A 16,717-nucleotide genomic window follows, 5' to 3' on the forward strand; every position below is an offset into this window, starting at 1 on the left:
AAGTTACGCGCCGGCGGGGCCGAAATCGGCGAGCGCCGCCAGCAGCTTGTCGAGATCCACGGGCTTGACGAGGTGCGCATGGAACCCCGCATCCTGCGTCTGCTGCCGGTCCGAGGCCTGTCCGAAACCCGTCAGCGCGACGTACCGCGTGCCGGAAAGCGCGGGCATGCCGCGCAGGGCATGGATCACGGCAAAACCGTCCATGCCGGGCATGGCGAGGTCGATCAGCGCCACGTCGGGGCGGACCCGCGCCGCGGCGTGCACCGCCTCCATGCCATCGTAGGCGACCGCCACCTCATGGCCCGACATCTCGAGCAGCATGGCCATGCTGTCCGCCGCGTCGCGGTTGTCGTCCACGAGCACCACGCGGAGCGGACGCGTGCCCGCCGCCCGGTCGTCGTCCGCGCGGTCCGCCGCGTCGGCGGAGCTCGCCATTGGCAGCCGCACCGTGAAGGTGCTGCCGAGGCCCGCGCCTTCGCTCATGGCGGTGATCGAGCCGCCATGCATTTCGACGAAGGAACGGCAGAGCGATAGACCGATGCCGAGGCCACCCTGCGCATTGCTCCCGGGCCGGTCCTCCTGCACGAACAGGTTGAAGATGTCGTCGAGCGCGTCGCGCGAAATGCCGCGGCCCTGGTCAATGATCTGGATCACGAGCGTACGTCCCTGGGCGTGGATCGATATGGCGACCGGCGAACCGGGTGGAGAGAATTTGGAGGCATTGAGGAGGAGGTTCTGAATGACCTGGACCAGCCGGGTCTGATCGCCGAATAGCGGCAGCGGGCCCGCATCGGCGTTGATGCTGACGGTCTGCCCCTTCGCCTCGAGCGAAGGGTGCGCGGCTTCGATGCCTAGCGCGACCACGTCGCTGGCGTCGATCGGCTCGCGCCGCAGTTCGATCTTGCCCGACGCGATGCGGCCGACGTCGAGCAGATCGTCTACCAGGTGCGTGAGGTGGGTGACCTGACGGTCGATCAGGCCGAGGCTCTTCTCGCTGGTGCTGGGGTCGCCCGGCCGCAGCCGCATGACCGTCAACGCGTTACGCACCGGCGCAAGGGGGTTACGCAGTTCGTGCGAAAGCGTGGCCAGGAACTCGTTCATGCGCCGGCCGGAACGCTCGAGTTCCTCGAGCCGCTTGCGTTCGCTCATGTCTCGCGTGACCTTGGCGAAGCCGCGGAGCGTCTCCGCGTCGTCGTAGATCGCGGTGATCGTGACGTTGGCCCAGAACAGCGTGCCGTCCTTGCGCACGCGCCAGCCTTCGTCCTCCACACGGCCTTCGCGCTTCGCGATCGCGAGCTCCATGTCGGGCTTGCCCATGCGGACGTCGTCCTGCGGGTAGAAGCGCGAGAAATGCTGGCCAAGGATTTCGTCGCGCCGGTAGCCCTTGATATATGACGCTCCGGAGTTCCAGCTCATGACGCGGCCATCGGGGTCCAGCATGAAGATCGCATAGTCCTTGACGCTCTCCACCAGCATGCGGAACGTTTCCTCGCTCTGGCGCATGGCCTCGGCGGCGAGGCGCTGTTCGGTCATGTCTCGCGTGACCTTGCCGAACCCGGTCAGCCGGCCCGCGGAGTCGCGCAGCGCGGTGATGATGACGTTCGCCCAGAACTGGGTGCCATCCTTGCGCACGCGCCAGCCCTCGTCCTCGAAGCGGCCTTGTTCGGCCGCGGCCCGCAACTCGATGCCCGGCCAGTCGCGCGCCTTGGCTTCCTCGGTATAGAACCGCGAGAAATGGCTGCCGATGATCTCGTGGGCGGCATAGCCCTTGATGCGTGCCGCGCCGGCGTTCCAGCTGGTGACATGGCCGGTAACATCCAGCGTGAAGATCGCGTAGTCGCTGACGGTTTCCACGAGCGTGCGAAAACGATCGTCGCCCGGCGGTTGCGAGGGCGCCGCGATCGGTTCCTCGCCCGCGCCGACGGCGGGGTCAAGGGACGAGGCGGTGCGGGGCATGATGAGACGCGGATACGGACATTCCGCAAGGATACTCGTGTTCCCTGCAGCGCCGTGCATTTTTGGGGCGACGGCTGGCGCGGACCTTGCTGCGATGCGGGAGGCGCAGCGGCTTCGCAGACGCAGACCGCGCAGGGTCTGCAAGCGACTGTTGCACATCCGTTTTCCCGATCGGCATCCCGTTCGCGTAGACTCCAGTGCTGGCGGTACGCAGTCCTGGCTACAACACCTTCGAGAACAATCGCCGAGTCTTTCAGTGACGCAAGGAGACGTCCCGCATGTATGCAGAGTCTTTGCTTGACAGCCGTACGAATGAAACAGCCGTCGACAAGCCCGTCGATGGCCCGGTAGAGCCGTCCGCGGCCCCGCAGGTCGAACGCGATCTGCGCCGCGTGCCGATCCACCCCGATTACTGGTATCCGCTCGCCTGGTCGCGCGAAGTCCGCAAGGGCCGCGCCCACGGCGTGCATTTCGCCGGCGACCCCATCGTGCTGGTCCGTACCGAGACCGGCAAGCTGTTCGCGCTCGAGGACCGCTGCGCGCATCGTCAGGTCCCGCTGCACGCCGGCGTCGTGGACGGCGAAACGCTACGCTGCTGCTATCACGGCTGGAGCTACGACTGCAGCGGCAAGTGCATTGACGTGCCTTACCTCGGCAAGGAGCGCCTGCCCAATGGCGTGCGCGCCTATCCGTGCCGCGAGCAGGCCGGCCTGATCTTCGTGTTCACGGGCGACCCCGCGCTGGCGGACAGCCGGCCCGTGCCGGAACTCGCCTCCGTGACGAACCGCGAATACAAGACCCGCCGCTTTGGCCGCGAGGTCAAGTGCCACTACTCGTTCATGCACGAGAACCTGATGGACATGAACCATCAGTTCCTGCATCGCCGGCAGATGGGCAACATGCGCGCGCGCTCGCTGGGGCGGCGCCGCGGCGAGGGCTTCGTCGAGGTCGACTACACGTTCTATCGCGAGGCGGGCAAGCAGCCCATCGGCGAGTCGCTGGTCTTCGGCGGCGGCAAGAAGAACGAGAGCGGGACCGGCGGCAAGGACGTGATGACCGTGCGCACGGGATATCCGTACCAGACGCTGCAGATCCGCACCGCGAGCGGCACGCTGGTGATGGACCTGTGGATCGCCTACGTCCCGCTGGACGCGGCCCAGCGGACCAACCGGACGTTTGGCGTGCTGTCGATCCGCCGGCCGAAGGTGCCATTTGTCATGGATCTGGCGTGGCCGCTGCTCGTCTGGTTTACCGAACGTATTTTCCAGGAAGACCGCGACATCGTCGAACTGGAACAGCAGGCGCACGACAAGCAGGGCGCGGACTGGAATCACGAGGTCTTTCCCGTGATCCGGGAACTGCGTACGCTGCTGCGCGAGTGCGGCGGGCGTACGGTGATTCCCATCCACAAGGTCTGATCGCCATGGAAGTTGCCTTTGTCGGTCTCGGTACGATGGGCGCGGCCATGGCCGCGAACCTCGTCAAGGCGGGCCACCGCGTGCGCGGCTGGAACCGTTCTCCGGCGCCCGTCGCCGCCCTCGCGGCGGCCGGCGGCCATGCGGCGGCCAGCGCCGTGGATGCGGCGCGCGGGGCCGAGGTCCTCATCACGATGCTGGCGGACGATCAGGCCACGCGTGCCGTCATCGACGACGCCGTGTTGGGCGCGCTGGCGCCCGGGGCGATCCACGCCAACATGGCCACGGTCTCCGTGGCGTTCACGCGGGAGATGGCGGACTTCCACGCGACGCGTGGCGTCGGCTACGTCGCGGCGCCGGTGCTGGGTCGCGTGAACGTCGCGCGCGACGGCAAGCTCAATATCCTCGCTGGCGGCGAGGCCGCGCTGCTCGACCGCCTGCAGCCGCTGTTCGACGTGCTGGGCCAGAAGACGTGGCGGTTCGGTGAGCGGCCCGAACAGGGAAGCATCGTGAAGCTGGCGGCCAATTTCATGCTCGCGAGCGCGATCGAATCGATGGGGGAAGCGGCGGCGCTGGCGCGCAGCCAGGAGGTCTCGAACGTGGACTTCCTCGACATGATCACGTCCACGATCTTCGCGGTGCCCGCGTACCGCGGCTATGGCATGGCGATGGCGAACGGTCAGTTCGATCCGCCGGGGTTCAAGCTCGCGCTCGGCTACAAGGACGTACGGCTTGCGCTGGAAGCGGCCGGCACCGGCGAGGTGCCAATGCCGTTCGCCAGCGTGTTGCGCGACAACCTGCTGGACAGCCTCGCGCATGGCGAGGGCAATCTGGATCTCGCGGCGCTGGGCAAGGTCTCCGCGCGCCGCGCCGGTCAGCAGAGCTGAGCGGCGGACGCGCCCGTGTTACGTGCGCCTGTGTTACGTGCGCCTGTGTTACGTGCGCTCGTGTTACGTGTTTACGAGGCGGCGAGCAGCGGGTAGTCCGTATAACCGGTACCGCTCGCGTGCTCCAGGTCGTAGATCGTCGCCGGATTGACTTCGTTGAGCGGCGCGCGCTGACGCAGGCGTTCGACAAGGTCGGGGTTGGCGATGTACGCGCGCCCGAACGACACCGCGTCGGCGTGGCCTTCGGCCAGCACGGCCTGCGCCGCATCGAGGTCGAATCCGTCATTGGCGATGACCGCGCCGCCAAACTCGCGCTTGAGTTGCGGCAAAAGGGCGCCTTCGCCGCGAGTCTCCCGTACGAACAGGAAGCCGATCTTGCGCTGGCCAAGTTCGCGGGCCACGTAGCCGAAGGTCTCGGACGGATTGGAGTCGGCCATCGAATGGCTCGGCGAGCGGGGGGCGAGGTGCACGCCCACGCGGCCGGCACCCCACACCGCCGCCACCGCGTCGGCCACCTCCAGCAGCAAGCGCGCGCGGTTCTCGACCGGGCCGCCATAGGCATCGGTACGCTGGTTCGAGCCATCCTGCAGGAACTGGTCCAGCAGGTAGCCGTTGGCGGCATGGATAGTCACGCCATCGAACCCGGCGGCCTTGGCATTGGCCGCGCCGCGGGCGAAGCCAGCCACGATGTCCCGGATCTCGTCGAGCGACAGCTCGCGCGGCACCACGTACTCGCGCTGCGGACGCAGCAGGCTGACATTCCCCTTGGCCGCAATCGCGCTCGGCCCCACGGGCTGGCGTCCGTCCAGCAAATCGGGATGGGTGATGCGGCCGACGTGCCATAGCTGGGCCACGATGCGGCCGCCGGCCTCGTGCACGGCCCGGGTCACGATCTGCCAGCCGCCGACCTGTTCTTCCGACCACAGCCCCGGCACGTTCGGGTAGCCGACGCCGTCGGGCATCACGGGCACGCCTTCGGACACGATCAGGCCGGCGGACGCACGCTGCGCGTAGTACTCGGCCATGAGCGCGTTGGGCACATGCACGGGATTGGCCGCGCGGAGGCGCGTCAGCGGCGCCATGACGATGCGGTTCGGCAGGGGCAGGTCGCCGATTTGGACGGGATCGAACAGGGTTGTCATGTCCTTGATAGTTTCAAAATGAAAGTCTGTGGATACTAGCAGCGCTTCAAAAACCTTGCAGACGGCGCGTCGACCGCCGCAAGGGGAAGCCGGCGCACATTTGAGCGGATGCAGCGGGCCGCGCCTACCTATAATCGTTCGCGCATCGAGCCCATTCACCGCAGCCAGATCCAACCAAGGGAGCCGCCATGACCACACCGGAACGTTTCGACGCCATCCTGATCGGCACCGGCCAGGCGGCGCCCGCGCTGGCCAATCGGCTGTCCAGGGCGGGCATGACGGTCGCCGTGATCGAGCGCGGCGACGTGGGCGGGACGTGCGTGAACGTCGGCTGCACGCCGACCAAGGCAATGGTGGCCAGCGCCTATGCGGCGCGCATGACCGCGCGGGCGGCGGAATATGGCGTGATGCTCGATGGCAAGGTTCGCATCGACATGGCCGCCGTGCACGCCCGCACGCAGGGCATCGTGATGAAGAGCCGCAACGGCGTGACCCGTTGGATCGAAGGCATGCGGGGCGCCCAGCTGATTCGCGGCCACGCGCGCTTCGAAGGCGCGCGCACCGTGCGCGTTGGCGACAGGCTCCTGACCGCGGACAAGATCTTTCTGAACGTGGGCGGACGCGCGCTCGTGCCCGAGGCCATCCGCGGGCTGCCCGGTGTGCCGCACCTGACCAATGTGGAAGCGCTCGCGCTGGAGACGGTGCCCCGGCACCTCGTGGTAATCGGCGGCAGCTATATCGGGCTCGAGTTCGCGCAGGTGTTTCGCCGCTTCGGTGCCGAGGTGACCGTGGTCGAGCGCGGCGCGCGGCTGATCGCGCGCGAGGACGAGGAAGTGTCCGCGCAGGTGCGGAGCATTCTCGAAGCCGAAGGCATCACGATCCGGACCGACGCCAACTGCATCACGGTCCGCCCGCATGCCGAGGGCGTAGAGGTTGGCGTCGATTGCGAGTCCGGCGAGCCCGCCGTGGTCGGCAGCCACGTACTGGTGGCGGTGGGCCGGCAGCCGAACACCGACGATCTGGGACTCGACAAGGCAGGCATAGAGACGGATGCGCATGGCTATATCGTCGTCGATGATGGGCTGAAAACGAACGTGGAGGGTGTCTGGGCGCTCGGCGACTGCAATGGCCGCGGCGCATTCACGCATACCGCCTACAACGACTTCGAGATCGTCGCCGCGAATCTGCTGGACGGCGAGCGTCGCTCGGTGGCGGACCGCATCCCGGTGTACGGCTTGTTCATCGACCCGCCGCTCGGCCGGGTCGGCATGACGGAGGCACAGGCGCGGCAGGCGGGACACCGCGTGCGCATCGGCAAGCGGTTGATGACTCGGGTGATGCGTACCGTGGAGAAGGGCGAGAGCCAGGGATCGATGCGTGTCGTCGTCGATGCCGATACCGATCGCATTCTCGGCGCCGCGATACTCGGGGTCGGCGGCGACGAGGCCGTGCATTCGATCCTCTCGATGATGGCCGCGGACCAGCCATACAAGCTGCTCGCGCGGACCATGGCGATTCATCCCACCGTGGCGGAACTGATTCCAACGATCCTCGGCGAACTCGGCGGGACGCTGCTGCCGACACAGTAAAGGCGATAAAGGAGACGACATGCCGAGCCAGACCGCCGTCCGTTCCCTCCATCGCCGCCTGAGCCTGTCCCTTGGCGGCCTGGCGCTGGCGATCGGGCTGCTGGGTGCCTTTGGCGCATGGGTCGTGGTGCGCCAGCTCGCGAGCCAGTTCAACGAGGACCTCGCCCACGCGGGCTCGACGATGCAGGCGTCGCCCGCCGCGATGCCAGTGCCAGCGCCGCCGGGACATCAGACGCCGCATATCGTGATACAGACCTGGCGCCCCGGCGATGGCGCGCTGCCCGGCCATACCAGCGACCCCACCGTGCTCGTGCCGCGTGTGCCGCCGGGCTTCTCCGAGGCGCGAGGGGCCAACGGCCGCATGTGGGACGTGTTTGCCATGCAGGCGGGCACGGCGTGGGTCCAGATGGCCGAGCAACGCGCGGTGCGCAACGACAACGCGGCGCGTGTGGCGATGTGGGCCGCGGTACCGGTGCTGTTGCTGTTGCCGTTGCTGGGCTGGGTCGTGCGCGCGAGCGTCCGCATGTCGCTGCGCCCCCTCGGGGAGATCGGCGAGCGCGTGGCCAAGGTCGACCTCAATCATCTGCGGCCCGTGGAGACCCATGCCGCGCCGGAGGAGCTGCGGCCGTTCCTGGATTCGATCAATCGCATGATGCAGCGGCTGTCCTCGCTGATCGATGCGGAACGCACGTTTATCGCCGATGCCGCGCACGAGCTGCGCTCCCCGATCACGGCGTTGCAGCTGCAGGTCGACAACCTGCGGCACGCGCCGCCGGACGCGATGGAGGACCGCATCGACGAACTGCAGCGCGGCATCCGCCGTACATCGACGCTCGTCACGCAGTTGCTCGGCCTTGCCCGCGCGGAAATCGGCGCGCGTGCCTCGCCGTCCGAGGTCGCGCTCCCGCAGGTGGTCACCGACGTGGTGACGGACTTGCTGCCGCTTGCGCTTGATCGCGGCGTGGACCTTGGCGCGGAGCAGATGGACGATGCCGTCGTGCGGGCGCAGGAGACCGACCTGCGCATGCTCGTGAAGAACCTGATCGACAATGCGATCCGCTACGGCGGCGAGGGCTGCCGCGTGGATGTGAGCGTGCGGCGCCTCGACGGCCATGCCGAGATCGAGGTGGCCGACGACGGGCCGGGCATTCCCGACGCGGAACGCACGCGCGTGTTCGACCGCTTCTATCGCGGGGGCGCGACGGACGAGGAGGGCAGCGGGCTTGGGCTGGCGATCGTCCAGACCGTTGTCGAGAATCTCGGCGGCAGCGTTACGCTTTCCGGCCGGCCCGATGGCGGCCATGGACTCGTCGCGCGCATCGTGCTGCCGCTGGCGCGCGCGGACGCGCCAGTTCAATGAGGGCTGCGCGATGAGAATCCTGTTGATCGAGGACGATCCGCAGATCGGCCAAAGCCTGGTGCGAGCGCTCAAGGACGCGCAGTGCAGCGTCGATTGGGCGCGGACGGGCGACCTCGCGCGCTCGGCCATCGACGATGGCTCCTATTCCGCGATCCTGCTCGATCTCGGCCTGCCCGACATCGATGGGCTCGAGATCCTCAAATGGCTGCGGACGAAGCACGACGAGACGCCGCTGCTGATCATCACGGCGCGCGACGATGTCGACACGCGCATCGATGGCCTCGACTTCGGCGCCGACGATTACGTGATCAAGCCGTTCGAGGCCCGCGAACTGCTCGCGCGCATCCGCGCGGTCATCCGCCGCAAGTCGGGCTCGGCGTCGTCCACCCTCGTGCATGGCAAGGCGACGCTGGACCTCAACCTGCGGCGGCTGGACTACGACGGCCGCGTGGAAGCGCTGAGCGCGCGCGAGTATGCGCTGGTGCTCGCGTTGCTCGAACGGCCGGGAGCGATTCTTTCGCGCGCGCAGCTGGAGGAGCGGTTATACGGCTGGGGCGAGGAGGTCGAGAGCAACGCGGTGGACGCTATCATCTACGGCATCCGCCGCAAGTTCGGCAGCACGCTCGTGCGCAACGTGCGCGGGCTGGGGTGGACGATTCCCGGGACTTGAGCCTGCAACTTGCCCCCCACCTCGTCCCCCACCTCGTCCCCCACCTCGTCCCCCCACCGCGAACGCCCGCTAGAACGACCCCAGCCAGCCGCCGAGCGCGATCACCGCGGCCAGGGCGAGCATCGGCCCGACGATCCCGACCATGACGATGCCGCCATAACTCTGCCGATGTGTCGCGCCGCACACCGCAAGCAGTGTCACCACGGCACCGTTGTGCGGCAGCGTGTCGAGCGTGCCCGCGCTCATCACCGCCACGCGATGCAGGACCGCCGGATCGAGCCCGATCTCCGCCGCGCGCGTGAGGTACGTGCCGCCCAGCGCTTCCAGCGCGATCGTCAGGCCGCCCGAGGCGGAGCCCGTCAATGCCGATAGCACGTTGGTCGCCACGGCGAGCGACACCAGCGGCCCGCCCTCGATGCCCAGCACCCAGTCTCGCACCACGGCGAATCCGGGCAGCGATGCCACCACCGCGCCGAAGCCGACGAGGCTCGCGACGCTCAGGACGGGCAGAGCGGCCGCATGGACCCCCGCGCCCATCGTGTCGCGCAACGCCGGCAGCCGCCGCAGATTCAGCAGCACGAGGCAGACGATCGCCGCGATCAGCGCCACGATGACCGACCACACGCCGCCGAGCGCCTGCAGGCTGGTCTCGCCCCACTGCGGCAGTTCCAGATACTCGGCTTGCCACCGTGGCAGGACGACGAGCGTCATCGTCAGGTTCACGCCAATGACGACGGCCAGTGGCAACAGCGCAACCATCGCGCCGGGCGCTTCGACGCTGCGCTGGCCATGCAGGGCCTCGGCCGGATCGAAATCGTGCGCGGTGCTTGCCCGCTCGCGGATCAGCGGACGCTCGGCCACCTCGTCTGGCCCGGTCGGCATCTCGGTGCCATAGCCATGTCCCGCGCGGCGGGCCTTGCGCTCGGCATGGCCGAGCCACCAGAGGCCAAAGGCGAGCATGATCGCGCTGGCCGCAATGCCGAGGCCCGGCGCCGCGAACGGCGTGGTGCCGAAGAACGGCATGGGGATCGCATTCTGGATGGCTGGCGTGCCCGGCAGCGCGGACATCGTGAAGGTGGAGGTGCCGAGCACGATCGCGGGCGGCATCAGGCGCGGGGGGATATCGGCCGCGCGGAACAGCGCATGGGCCATCGGCGCGAGGACGAAGAACGCCACGAACAGGCTCACGCCGCCGTAGGTGAGCAGGGCGCCGGCCAGCACCACGGCCAGCATGGCGCGGCGTGGCCCGAGCGTGCGCGTCATCCAGTCCGCAATGGCCGTGACGGAGCCGCTGTCGTCCATGAGCTTGCCGAACAACGCGCCGAGCAGGAACAGCGGAAAGAATTGTGCGACGAATCCTGCCGCGGTCCCCATGAACGTCTGCGTCCAGTTTGCCAGCAGCGGGGCGCCGGCCGTGGCCGCCGCGAGTAGCCCCGCCGCCGGCGCGATCAGCAGGATGCTCCATCCGCGAAACGCGAGCCAGATCATTGCCGCAAGGGCAATGACGATGCCGAGCAGGCCCATCGGTCAGACCTCCTCGAGCAGTTCGTCGAGATCGAACGTGGAGCGCTGGCCCAGTGCGTCGCCGTGGTCCGCGAGGAAGGCCTCGGCCGCCTGCCGGCCTTCATCGCGCAACATGCAGAGGAACGACCATTCGGCGTTCAGCTTCGATGACGAGCCGAACTCGGCCATGCGGTCACTGGTGATGCGATGGATGCGCATGCCGGCCCATTGCGCGCCCTCGCAGTCGCCGGCATTGGCCACGCGTCGCAATACCGCGATCATGCGCAGCTCCTTGAGCAGCGTGGCGTTGAACGAGATCTCGTTGACGCGGCTCAGTATGTCCCGCGCGCTGCGCGGCACGCCGGGGCGCGCCACCGGATTGATCTGCACGAGGATGGTGTCGCGCGACTTGCACTCGCGCACGAGCGGCGTGATCGTCGGATTGCCCGCGTAGCCGCCGTCCCAATAGGGCACGCCATCGATCTCCACGGCCTGGAATACCGTGGGCAGGCAAGCCGAGGCCAGCAGCACGCTGGCCGTGATTTCTGCATTGCGGAACACGCGGCCACGGCCGGTCTCGACATTGGTGGCCGTGACGAACAGCCGGATCGGGGCCTGCGCAAGCGCGTCGAAATCCACGGTGTCGCGCAGGATCTCGGCAAGCGGATTGCTGCCAGCCTTGTTGAGGTCGTAGGGAGACCAGATGCGCGCCGCGAGATCGGCCGCGACGAACAGCGGCGAGTTGTCGAGTGTCCAGCGGCCGAGAATCACGTCGAGGGGACTGCGCCGGAAGGGACTGAAGCGCGCGGCGTCGGCCACGCGGTGCCAGAAGTCGTCCAGCGCCTGGCGCGCGGCCGCCGCGCCGCCGCGCGCGTGGCCGTGGACCAGCACCGCCGCGTTCATCGCGCCGGCCGACGTGCCGGAGATGCCGTCGATGCGCAGCCAAGGCTCTTCGAGCAGGCGGTCGAGCACGCCCCAGGTAAAGGCGCCGTGCGCGCCGCCGCCTTGCAGCGCGAGGTCGACCGCTAGCGTGGCGCGCGCCGGACCGGACCGGGACGCCCGCGCCGCGGCGTCAGATTCTGGAGCGCCAGACGTGCTGACACCGTCCTCCGTCATCACTGCGGTTTCCTGCTCCTCGCCATGCTGGACCATGCGATCCTCCCTTGGGGACGCCCGTGGGGCACGCTCCATTATTTGTTGTGCAGTGCAGCTTAGGCAAGGAAGGCGAAGAGGGGGGCCGCTCAGCGCTCGAGCCGGCCCAGTCGCACGACGGTGACGCCGGGCCGCAGTTGCCGCAGCGACGGCATGACCAGCACGCAATCGTCGTACGGTGTCACCACGGGCTCGCCGTCGCGCCAGGCGATGACGGCGCCGGCCTCGGCAAAGGTCTCCAGCCCCGTGTACGGGCCCGCGAAGCGAAAGTCCATCGACGCGGCGACGACCGGTTCCGTCACGCGAATGACACGTTGCGCAGCGGGATCGGGGCGGAGCCAGCCCGCGGGAAGGTCCGCGGCTTCGACGATGCCGGCCTGCAACAGAAAGCGGGCGGTGCTGTCGCGCGCCACGTCGACGGCGCGGGTTTCCCAATGCTGGCCGCATTCGACGAGGATCGCGTTGCGCGGGCTCGCGGGATCGCCGAAGTCCGCATAGTCGCGCATGCGGCGGCCCTCGGGGTGGCCTTCATCGACGATGATGTCGGCCGGCGCGCCGACGGCGCGGGCCAGTGCGATGCCCTTGTCGAGCGGACCCGAGACGATAAGCGGCCGGCTTTTTTCGTGCATCGAGTGGAGGTCGAGCAGCAGGTCCACGGTATCGATCACGGGCCGCATCGCGCGGGCGCGGCGCAGTTCCGAAGAATCGCGCGACGCATCGTCGAGCACGGCGGCGGTCCACACGCGGTTGAAATCCTGATCGACATAACGCGAAGCATCGGGGTGCGCGGCGTCGAAGCGCGCATAGGCGTCGACGTTCGCGAACGACAGCGTCAGGCGGCCGCTGCGCGGGCGCAGGCCGTGCGCAAGCAGGCCCGCCACGGTGATCGCGCCGCAGACCTCGTTGCCGTGCGTCAGCGCGTTGACCATCACGTGCGGGCCAGGCACGCCGCTGTCGAACGTATGCACGTAGGGAACGCCGGTGTTGCCGGCGGCGTACGGGCGAATGTCGGGGAACTCGACTTCCACGGGGTAAGCGTCGAAAGTCTGCGTTGGCGTTGGCGTTGGCGTTGGCGTTTGCGTCATGGAAATCCTGTCTCGATCGTTATCGTCTTATTCGCGAATATTGGCGGCCTGCACGATGGTGCGGTAACGGCCGGTCTCCCGCCGTACGAACGCGGCGAACTCGGCCGGCGCGCCAGGCTTGACGTCCACGCCGGCCTCCGCGAGCTTGCGGCGCACGTCGGGCATGGCCAGCACGGCCTGCATCTCGGTGTTGAGGCGTTCCACCACGGGCTTGGGCGTTGCGGCCGGCGCCATGAGGCCAAACCAGACGCCCATGTCGACGCCCTTGAGCGCCGGCGTTTCCGCGAGTGCCGGTACGTTGGGCGCCACGGCGGAGCGCTTCGCTTCGGTCAGGCCGTATGCGCGCACGCGGCCCGCCTGGATATGCGGCAGCGCGGACGACAGCACCATCACGGCGAGGTCGATCTGGCCGCCGAGCAGGTCCGTCGACATCGCGGACGCGCCCTTGTACGGGACGTGCGTGATATTTACGCCGCCTTGCTGCTTGATGAGTTCGCCAGCGAGGTTCAGCGGCGTGCCGACGCCCGACGATGCGTACGACAGCTGGCCAGGCTGCTTCTTCGCGAGCGCGATCAGCGCTGCGGCATCGCTCGCCGGCAATGCCAGCTTTCCGACGAGCACCATCGGCTGCGTACCGACGAACGTGATGGGCGCGAGGTCCTTCTCGCCGTCGTAACGCACGGCGGGATTGGTCAGCCGCGCGATGGAGACTTCGCTGCCGGAGCCGAGCAGCAGCGTGTAGCCGTCGGCCTCGGCCTTGACGACCTTCTGCGCGCCGATGGTCCCGCCCGCGCCGCCAAGGTTCTCGATCACGACGCTCTGGCCGAGCCGCTTGCCAAGTTCGGGCGCAATGGAGCGCGCCACAAGGTCGACGCTGCCCCCGGCTGTGTAGCCGACGACGAGCGTGATGGGCTTGGTGGGATAGGCACCCGCCGCGTGGGCGGCGAGCGCGCTGGCGCCCAGGGTTGCGGCGAGGGTAGCGCGGCACGCCGCGCGCAGCAGGGTCTTCATGGTTTCTCCGGCAGGGAAGTCGTGGGTCGATGCACGGCGATGGTAGTGGGCATCGCGGGTGGCGGCTTGCGGCTTTGGCAACGGGGCTTGCCGTTTCGGCAATGAGACGGAATGGTGCATGAACATCTTGGTTGCATCATGCGGTCGTGGCCGCGCGCCAGAACGTCTCCGCCAGCGCGCGCATGGGGGCGCGTGGCCGGTACAGCCGGATGTCGAGCGCGAGGTCCGCCGAGTTGCCGCCATGGCTATCGGCGCGCACAAGCCGGCCCGCATGCAGGTCATCGGCAATCAGCCGCGCGGGCAGCCATGCCAGTCCCATATGCTGCCGCACCATCTCATGCACCGATTCGGCGAAATCGCTGATCGCTACCGTGTCCAGCAGGCTCAATAGTTTGCGGCGCGCGATCTCCTGATTGACCATGCGGCCCATGGTCAGCGTCTCGGCATAGGCGATGAACGGCACGGGCGCCGATGGCCTGGCCCCGCGAATCTGGAAGGCCGCGCGACCCTTGTCGTCCGCTGCCGAGACGCACACGAGCCGTTCGACACCCACGGCGTGGAACACATAGCATGCATCGTCGAGCATCACGGGCAGGTCGTGGGGGCTGTAGCACAGCAGGAAGTCAGCATGCCCTTCCGTGAAGCGTTCGAGCGCGTCGTGCGTGGCATGGGTCGAGAGGCGCGTGCGAAACCCGTCGCCGATAGGGTCGCCGTGCAGGGCATGGCGCAGGCCGGCGAGCCATACGGGGACCATCGACCGGGCGAGCGTCTTGCCGGTCGCGATGGTAAGCGTGGACGCGTCCGCCCGATGCGCGGCGCGCAGGGCCAGCCGCGTTTCATCGAGCGTGCGCAGCGCGGTTTCGGCGGCTTCGAGGAACTGCCTGCCTTCCGCGGTGAGTCGCACCGGATAGGCGCTGCGGTCGATCAAGGGCGCGCCGGCCCAGACCTCGAGCGCCTGGATGCGCCGGCCGAACGCGGGCGGTGTCACATTGCGCAACTCGGCGGCGCGCGCGAGGCTGCCCGCCTGCGCGAGGCAAATGAAGTCTTCCAGCCAGCGGATATGCATCGGGGATCGCGATCTGCAGCTTGTGGGATCAGATCGCGATCATAGACCGAACGTGGCCCGACGCCATTACGATCTCGTCCCATTATGGTGCCGTCAGAGACACCATGGACGACCTGGCTTGCCTGGTGGTTTCGGCGATCTGCTGATGCTGCTGGATCAGCGTGCTTCGCATCTGCGCGTTGGCGAGCTCGCTCATGGCATCCATACCGGCGGGCGCCGCCGGGGTGTTGGAGCCTGTCGATTGCGTGGCGTCATCTCGGGTGGCCGGAGCGCCGCGCCGGGGGGACTCGTCCTGGGCGCGCCGCGCCGCGATGACGGACGCCGGGGCCGCGGCCTCGAAATGCCCGCCCATATCGACCACGATGACGTCGCGCCGATGGTCGTCGTCGGGTCCCGTGGTTTCGACGTGGAGCACTCCGCTGGCGTCGGATACCGTGACCATGCGCAGCGGGCGCTCCAGCCCGAGGCCGTTGTTGATCAGCGAGACGATGCCGTCGGCGATCCTGCCTTGCGCGGGCAGTTTGTCGCCGGGGCGGATGCCCATGGACGGGTCCTGCTCGATGATCGCGCGGAACTGATTGACGAGCGGTGCATGATCGCTGTCGTAGTCGCCGGTGGCATGCTGCATCAGCGAGATGAGCAGGCAGTTATTTGTCGCCCAGTTCGGGTCCGCGCCCGGTGCCCCCTCCGCGGGGGTGCGGCGCGTGTTGCCGCTGTTCGGGATCAGCATCATGTCGTGCCCGGCGAGTACCTTCGCGATGCGGTCGGTGCGGGTAACGTGTGCCGACGCCTCTTCGAGATATTCGGTCGCATTGGCGTAGGCGGCCCTCTCCGTCTCGCCGAGCTTGTCCCATGGCGTGACCGCGGTCTCGAGCGGCGGGATCTTGCGCAGTCCCGCTAGCGCCTGGGCAACCGACTGCTGTTCGTCTCGCGCGTGGGCGGGGGGCATGCCATGCGGGCCTGCCGTCGCTTCCTTGAGGCTGAGCGCGATCGCGCGGTCGATGTCGGCCTGTTCGCGCGGGTCGAGTTGCGCCGAGGCGGTGTAGGCGGGTGCGGGCATGGTGGGATGTCCCGTCGCGTGCGACTCCCATCCGGGGACCTCGGCCGTGGCATGCATCGTGGCCATGATCTCGTTCAACTGTGCATGCAGCTGCGCCCCGATCGCATCGTCGGCCGGCGGGGGCTGGAGGTGGAACGGCAGCGGTTGTGGGAACGTCGACGGGGGAGGCGCTTGCGGGGGGACGCCCCGCGGCGGGCTGGCGGGCGGCGTGTAAGTGTGTGCGTAGGGCGGCGGTCCCGGCGGCGGCGCGTAGCGTTCGTGCGGCGCGGGCTTGGCCGAGTAGGGCGGCGGCGGCTGGTGGCCGTGGAACCGGTCCATGCCGGTGGCGTGCGGATTGAAGGCGGCGCCGGCGGCCTGAGGCGCCGGGCGGCTGGGGCGGCGGAGCGGCGGGGGCTGCACCGCATGCACCTGCGTGGCCGTGAACGCCGTGATGCCGGCGTTGGCGTAGAACTCTTTCGCGTAGTGCTTCGCGAGTGGCCGCACAAGCGGCCGGAGGATTGCTGGAAATTCGCCCGAGATCTGGTCTGCGATTTGGGACGCCAGCGAGTACGGTTTGAGGAGGAAGGTATTGTTCGGCATGCACGGGCCTCGCTATCCGATGGCACCTCAGGCGCCCATTACTGGCGTCATGAGAGACGACACTTCAGACGACACTACGTCCGCCGCACCATGCCTTGGACGCTCCCGCAGCGTAGCGCCCCGATCGCGCGCAAGCGCCAGCCGCTTCGCTCTCGACGCCCACGCTTCGCATACGGGGGCGACGCCTCGTTTCGGCGTGGGGGCGGCACCGATGCCGTGCGGGCAGAAATCTTGCATACTCC

At 68.4% G+C, this 16,717-nt stretch carries 13 protein-coding genes; 5 read left to right on the forward strand and 8 right to left on the reverse strand.

The window, feature by feature from the left end:
• Window positions 1–3: 3 nt before the first annotated feature.
• Entirely contained in the window at window positions 4–1,956 is a 1,953-nt protein-coding gene (locus KHP16_RS06690) for a PAS domain-containing hybrid sensor histidine kinase/response regulator (protein ID WP_109581184.1), read from the reverse strand.
• Between the two features lie 278 nt (window positions 1,957–2,234).
• On the opposite strand from KHP16_RS06690, the gene KHP16_RS06695 reads away from it, so the two are divergent.
• Together KHP16_RS06695 and KHP16_RS06700 are read left to right on the forward strand one after the other, a co-directional pair.
• Complete coding sequence (locus KHP16_RS06695; protein WP_109581183.1) at window positions 2,235–3,374, forward strand: aromatic ring-hydroxylating oxygenase subunit alpha; 1,140 nt, start codon at window positions 2,235–2,237, stop codon at window positions 3,372–3,374.
• A gap of 5 nt (window positions 3,375–3,379) precedes the next feature.
• A complete protein-coding gene (locus KHP16_RS06700; RefSeq protein WP_211959788.1) occupies window positions 3,380–4,258 on the forward strand; it encodes an NAD(P)-dependent oxidoreductase in 879 nt (292 codons plus the stop codon).
• A gap of 71 nt (window positions 4,259–4,329) precedes the next feature.
• Here the strand turns inward: KHP16_RS06700 and KHP16_RS06705 are convergent, their stop codons facing one another.
• The gene (locus KHP16_RS06705) at window positions 4,330–5,400 is read right to left on the reverse strand and encodes an alkene reductase (RefSeq protein ID WP_179593010.1); all 1,071 of its coding nucleotides are present in this window, start codon (window positions 5,398–5,400) and stop codon (window positions 4,330–4,332) included.
• Window positions 5,401–5,588: 188 nt separating this feature from the next.
• Here KHP16_RS06705 and KHP16_RS06710 point away from each other — a divergent pair, with 188 nt between their 5' ends.
• The 3 genes from KHP16_RS06710 to KHP16_RS06720 are packed head-to-tail and all read left to right on the forward strand — an operon-like array spanning window position 5,589 to window position 9,019.
• A complete protein-coding gene (locus tag KHP16_RS06710; protein ID WP_211959789.1) occupies window positions 5,589–6,989 on the forward strand; it encodes an FAD-containing oxidoreductase in 1,401 nt (466 codons plus the stop codon).
• 19 nt (window positions 6,990–7,008) lie between these two features.
• Window positions 7,009–8,349: a sensor histidine kinase gene (locus KHP16_RS06715; protein ID WP_109581179.1), complete on the forward strand. Its 1,341-nt coding sequence runs from the start codon at window positions 7,009–7,011 to the stop codon at window positions 8,347–8,349.
• 10 nt (window positions 8,350–8,359) lie between these two features.
• Entirely contained in the window at window positions 8,360–9,019 is a 660-nt protein-coding gene (locus tag KHP16_RS06720; RefSeq protein WP_109582676.1) for a response regulator transcription factor, read from the forward strand.
• Between the two features lie 69 nt (window positions 9,020–9,088).
• Here KHP16_RS06720 and KHP16_RS06725 read toward each other — a convergent pair whose 3' ends face one another.
• The 6 genes from KHP16_RS06725 to KHP16_RS06750 all read right to left on the reverse strand — a co-directional run bounded on the left by KHP16_RS06725 (window position 9,089) and on the right by KHP16_RS06750 (window position 16,475).
• Entirely contained in the window at window positions 9,089–10,543 is a 1,455-nt protein-coding gene (locus KHP16_RS06725) for a GntP family permease (RefSeq protein WP_121490959.1), read from the reverse strand.
• Window positions 10,544–10,546: 3 nt separating this feature from the next.
• The gene (locus KHP16_RS06730; protein ID WP_244835712.1) at window positions 10,547–11,533 is read right to left on the reverse strand and encodes a patatin-like phospholipase family protein; all 987 of its coding nucleotides are present in this window, start codon (window positions 11,531–11,533) and stop codon (window positions 10,547–10,549) included.
• 230 nt (window positions 11,534–11,763) lie between these two features.
• On the reverse strand, window positions 11,764–12,759 hold the full coding sequence (locus tag KHP16_RS06735; protein WP_211959790.1) for a M14 family metallopeptidase: 996 nt from the start codon (window positions 12,757–12,759) through the stop codon (window positions 11,764–11,766).
• A 27-nt stretch (window positions 12,760–12,786) separates the two neighbouring features.
• Entirely contained in the window at window positions 12,787–13,770 is a 984-nt protein-coding gene (locus KHP16_RS06740) for a Bug family tripartite tricarboxylate transporter substrate binding protein (RefSeq protein ID WP_109581176.1), read from the reverse strand.
• 136 nt (window positions 13,771–13,906) lie between these two features.
• On the reverse strand, window positions 13,907–14,836 hold the full coding sequence (locus KHP16_RS06745; protein WP_109581175.1) for a LysR family transcriptional regulator: 930 nt from the start codon (window positions 14,834–14,836) through the stop codon (window positions 13,907–13,909).
• Between the two features lie 82 nt (window positions 14,837–14,918).
• The gene (locus tag KHP16_RS06750; RefSeq protein ID WP_211959791.1) at window positions 14,919–16,475 is read right to left on the reverse strand and encodes a hypothetical protein; all 1,557 of its coding nucleotides are present in this window, start codon (window positions 16,473–16,475) and stop codon (window positions 14,919–14,921) included.
• Between the last annotated feature and the right edge of the window lie 242 nt (window positions 16,476–16,717).

Source organism: Cupriavidus plantarum, assembly GCF_905397285.1.
In the GTDB taxonomy this organism is placed as follows: domain Bacteria; phylum Pseudomonadota; class Gammaproteobacteria; order Burkholderiales; family Burkholderiaceae; genus Cupriavidus; species Cupriavidus plantarum.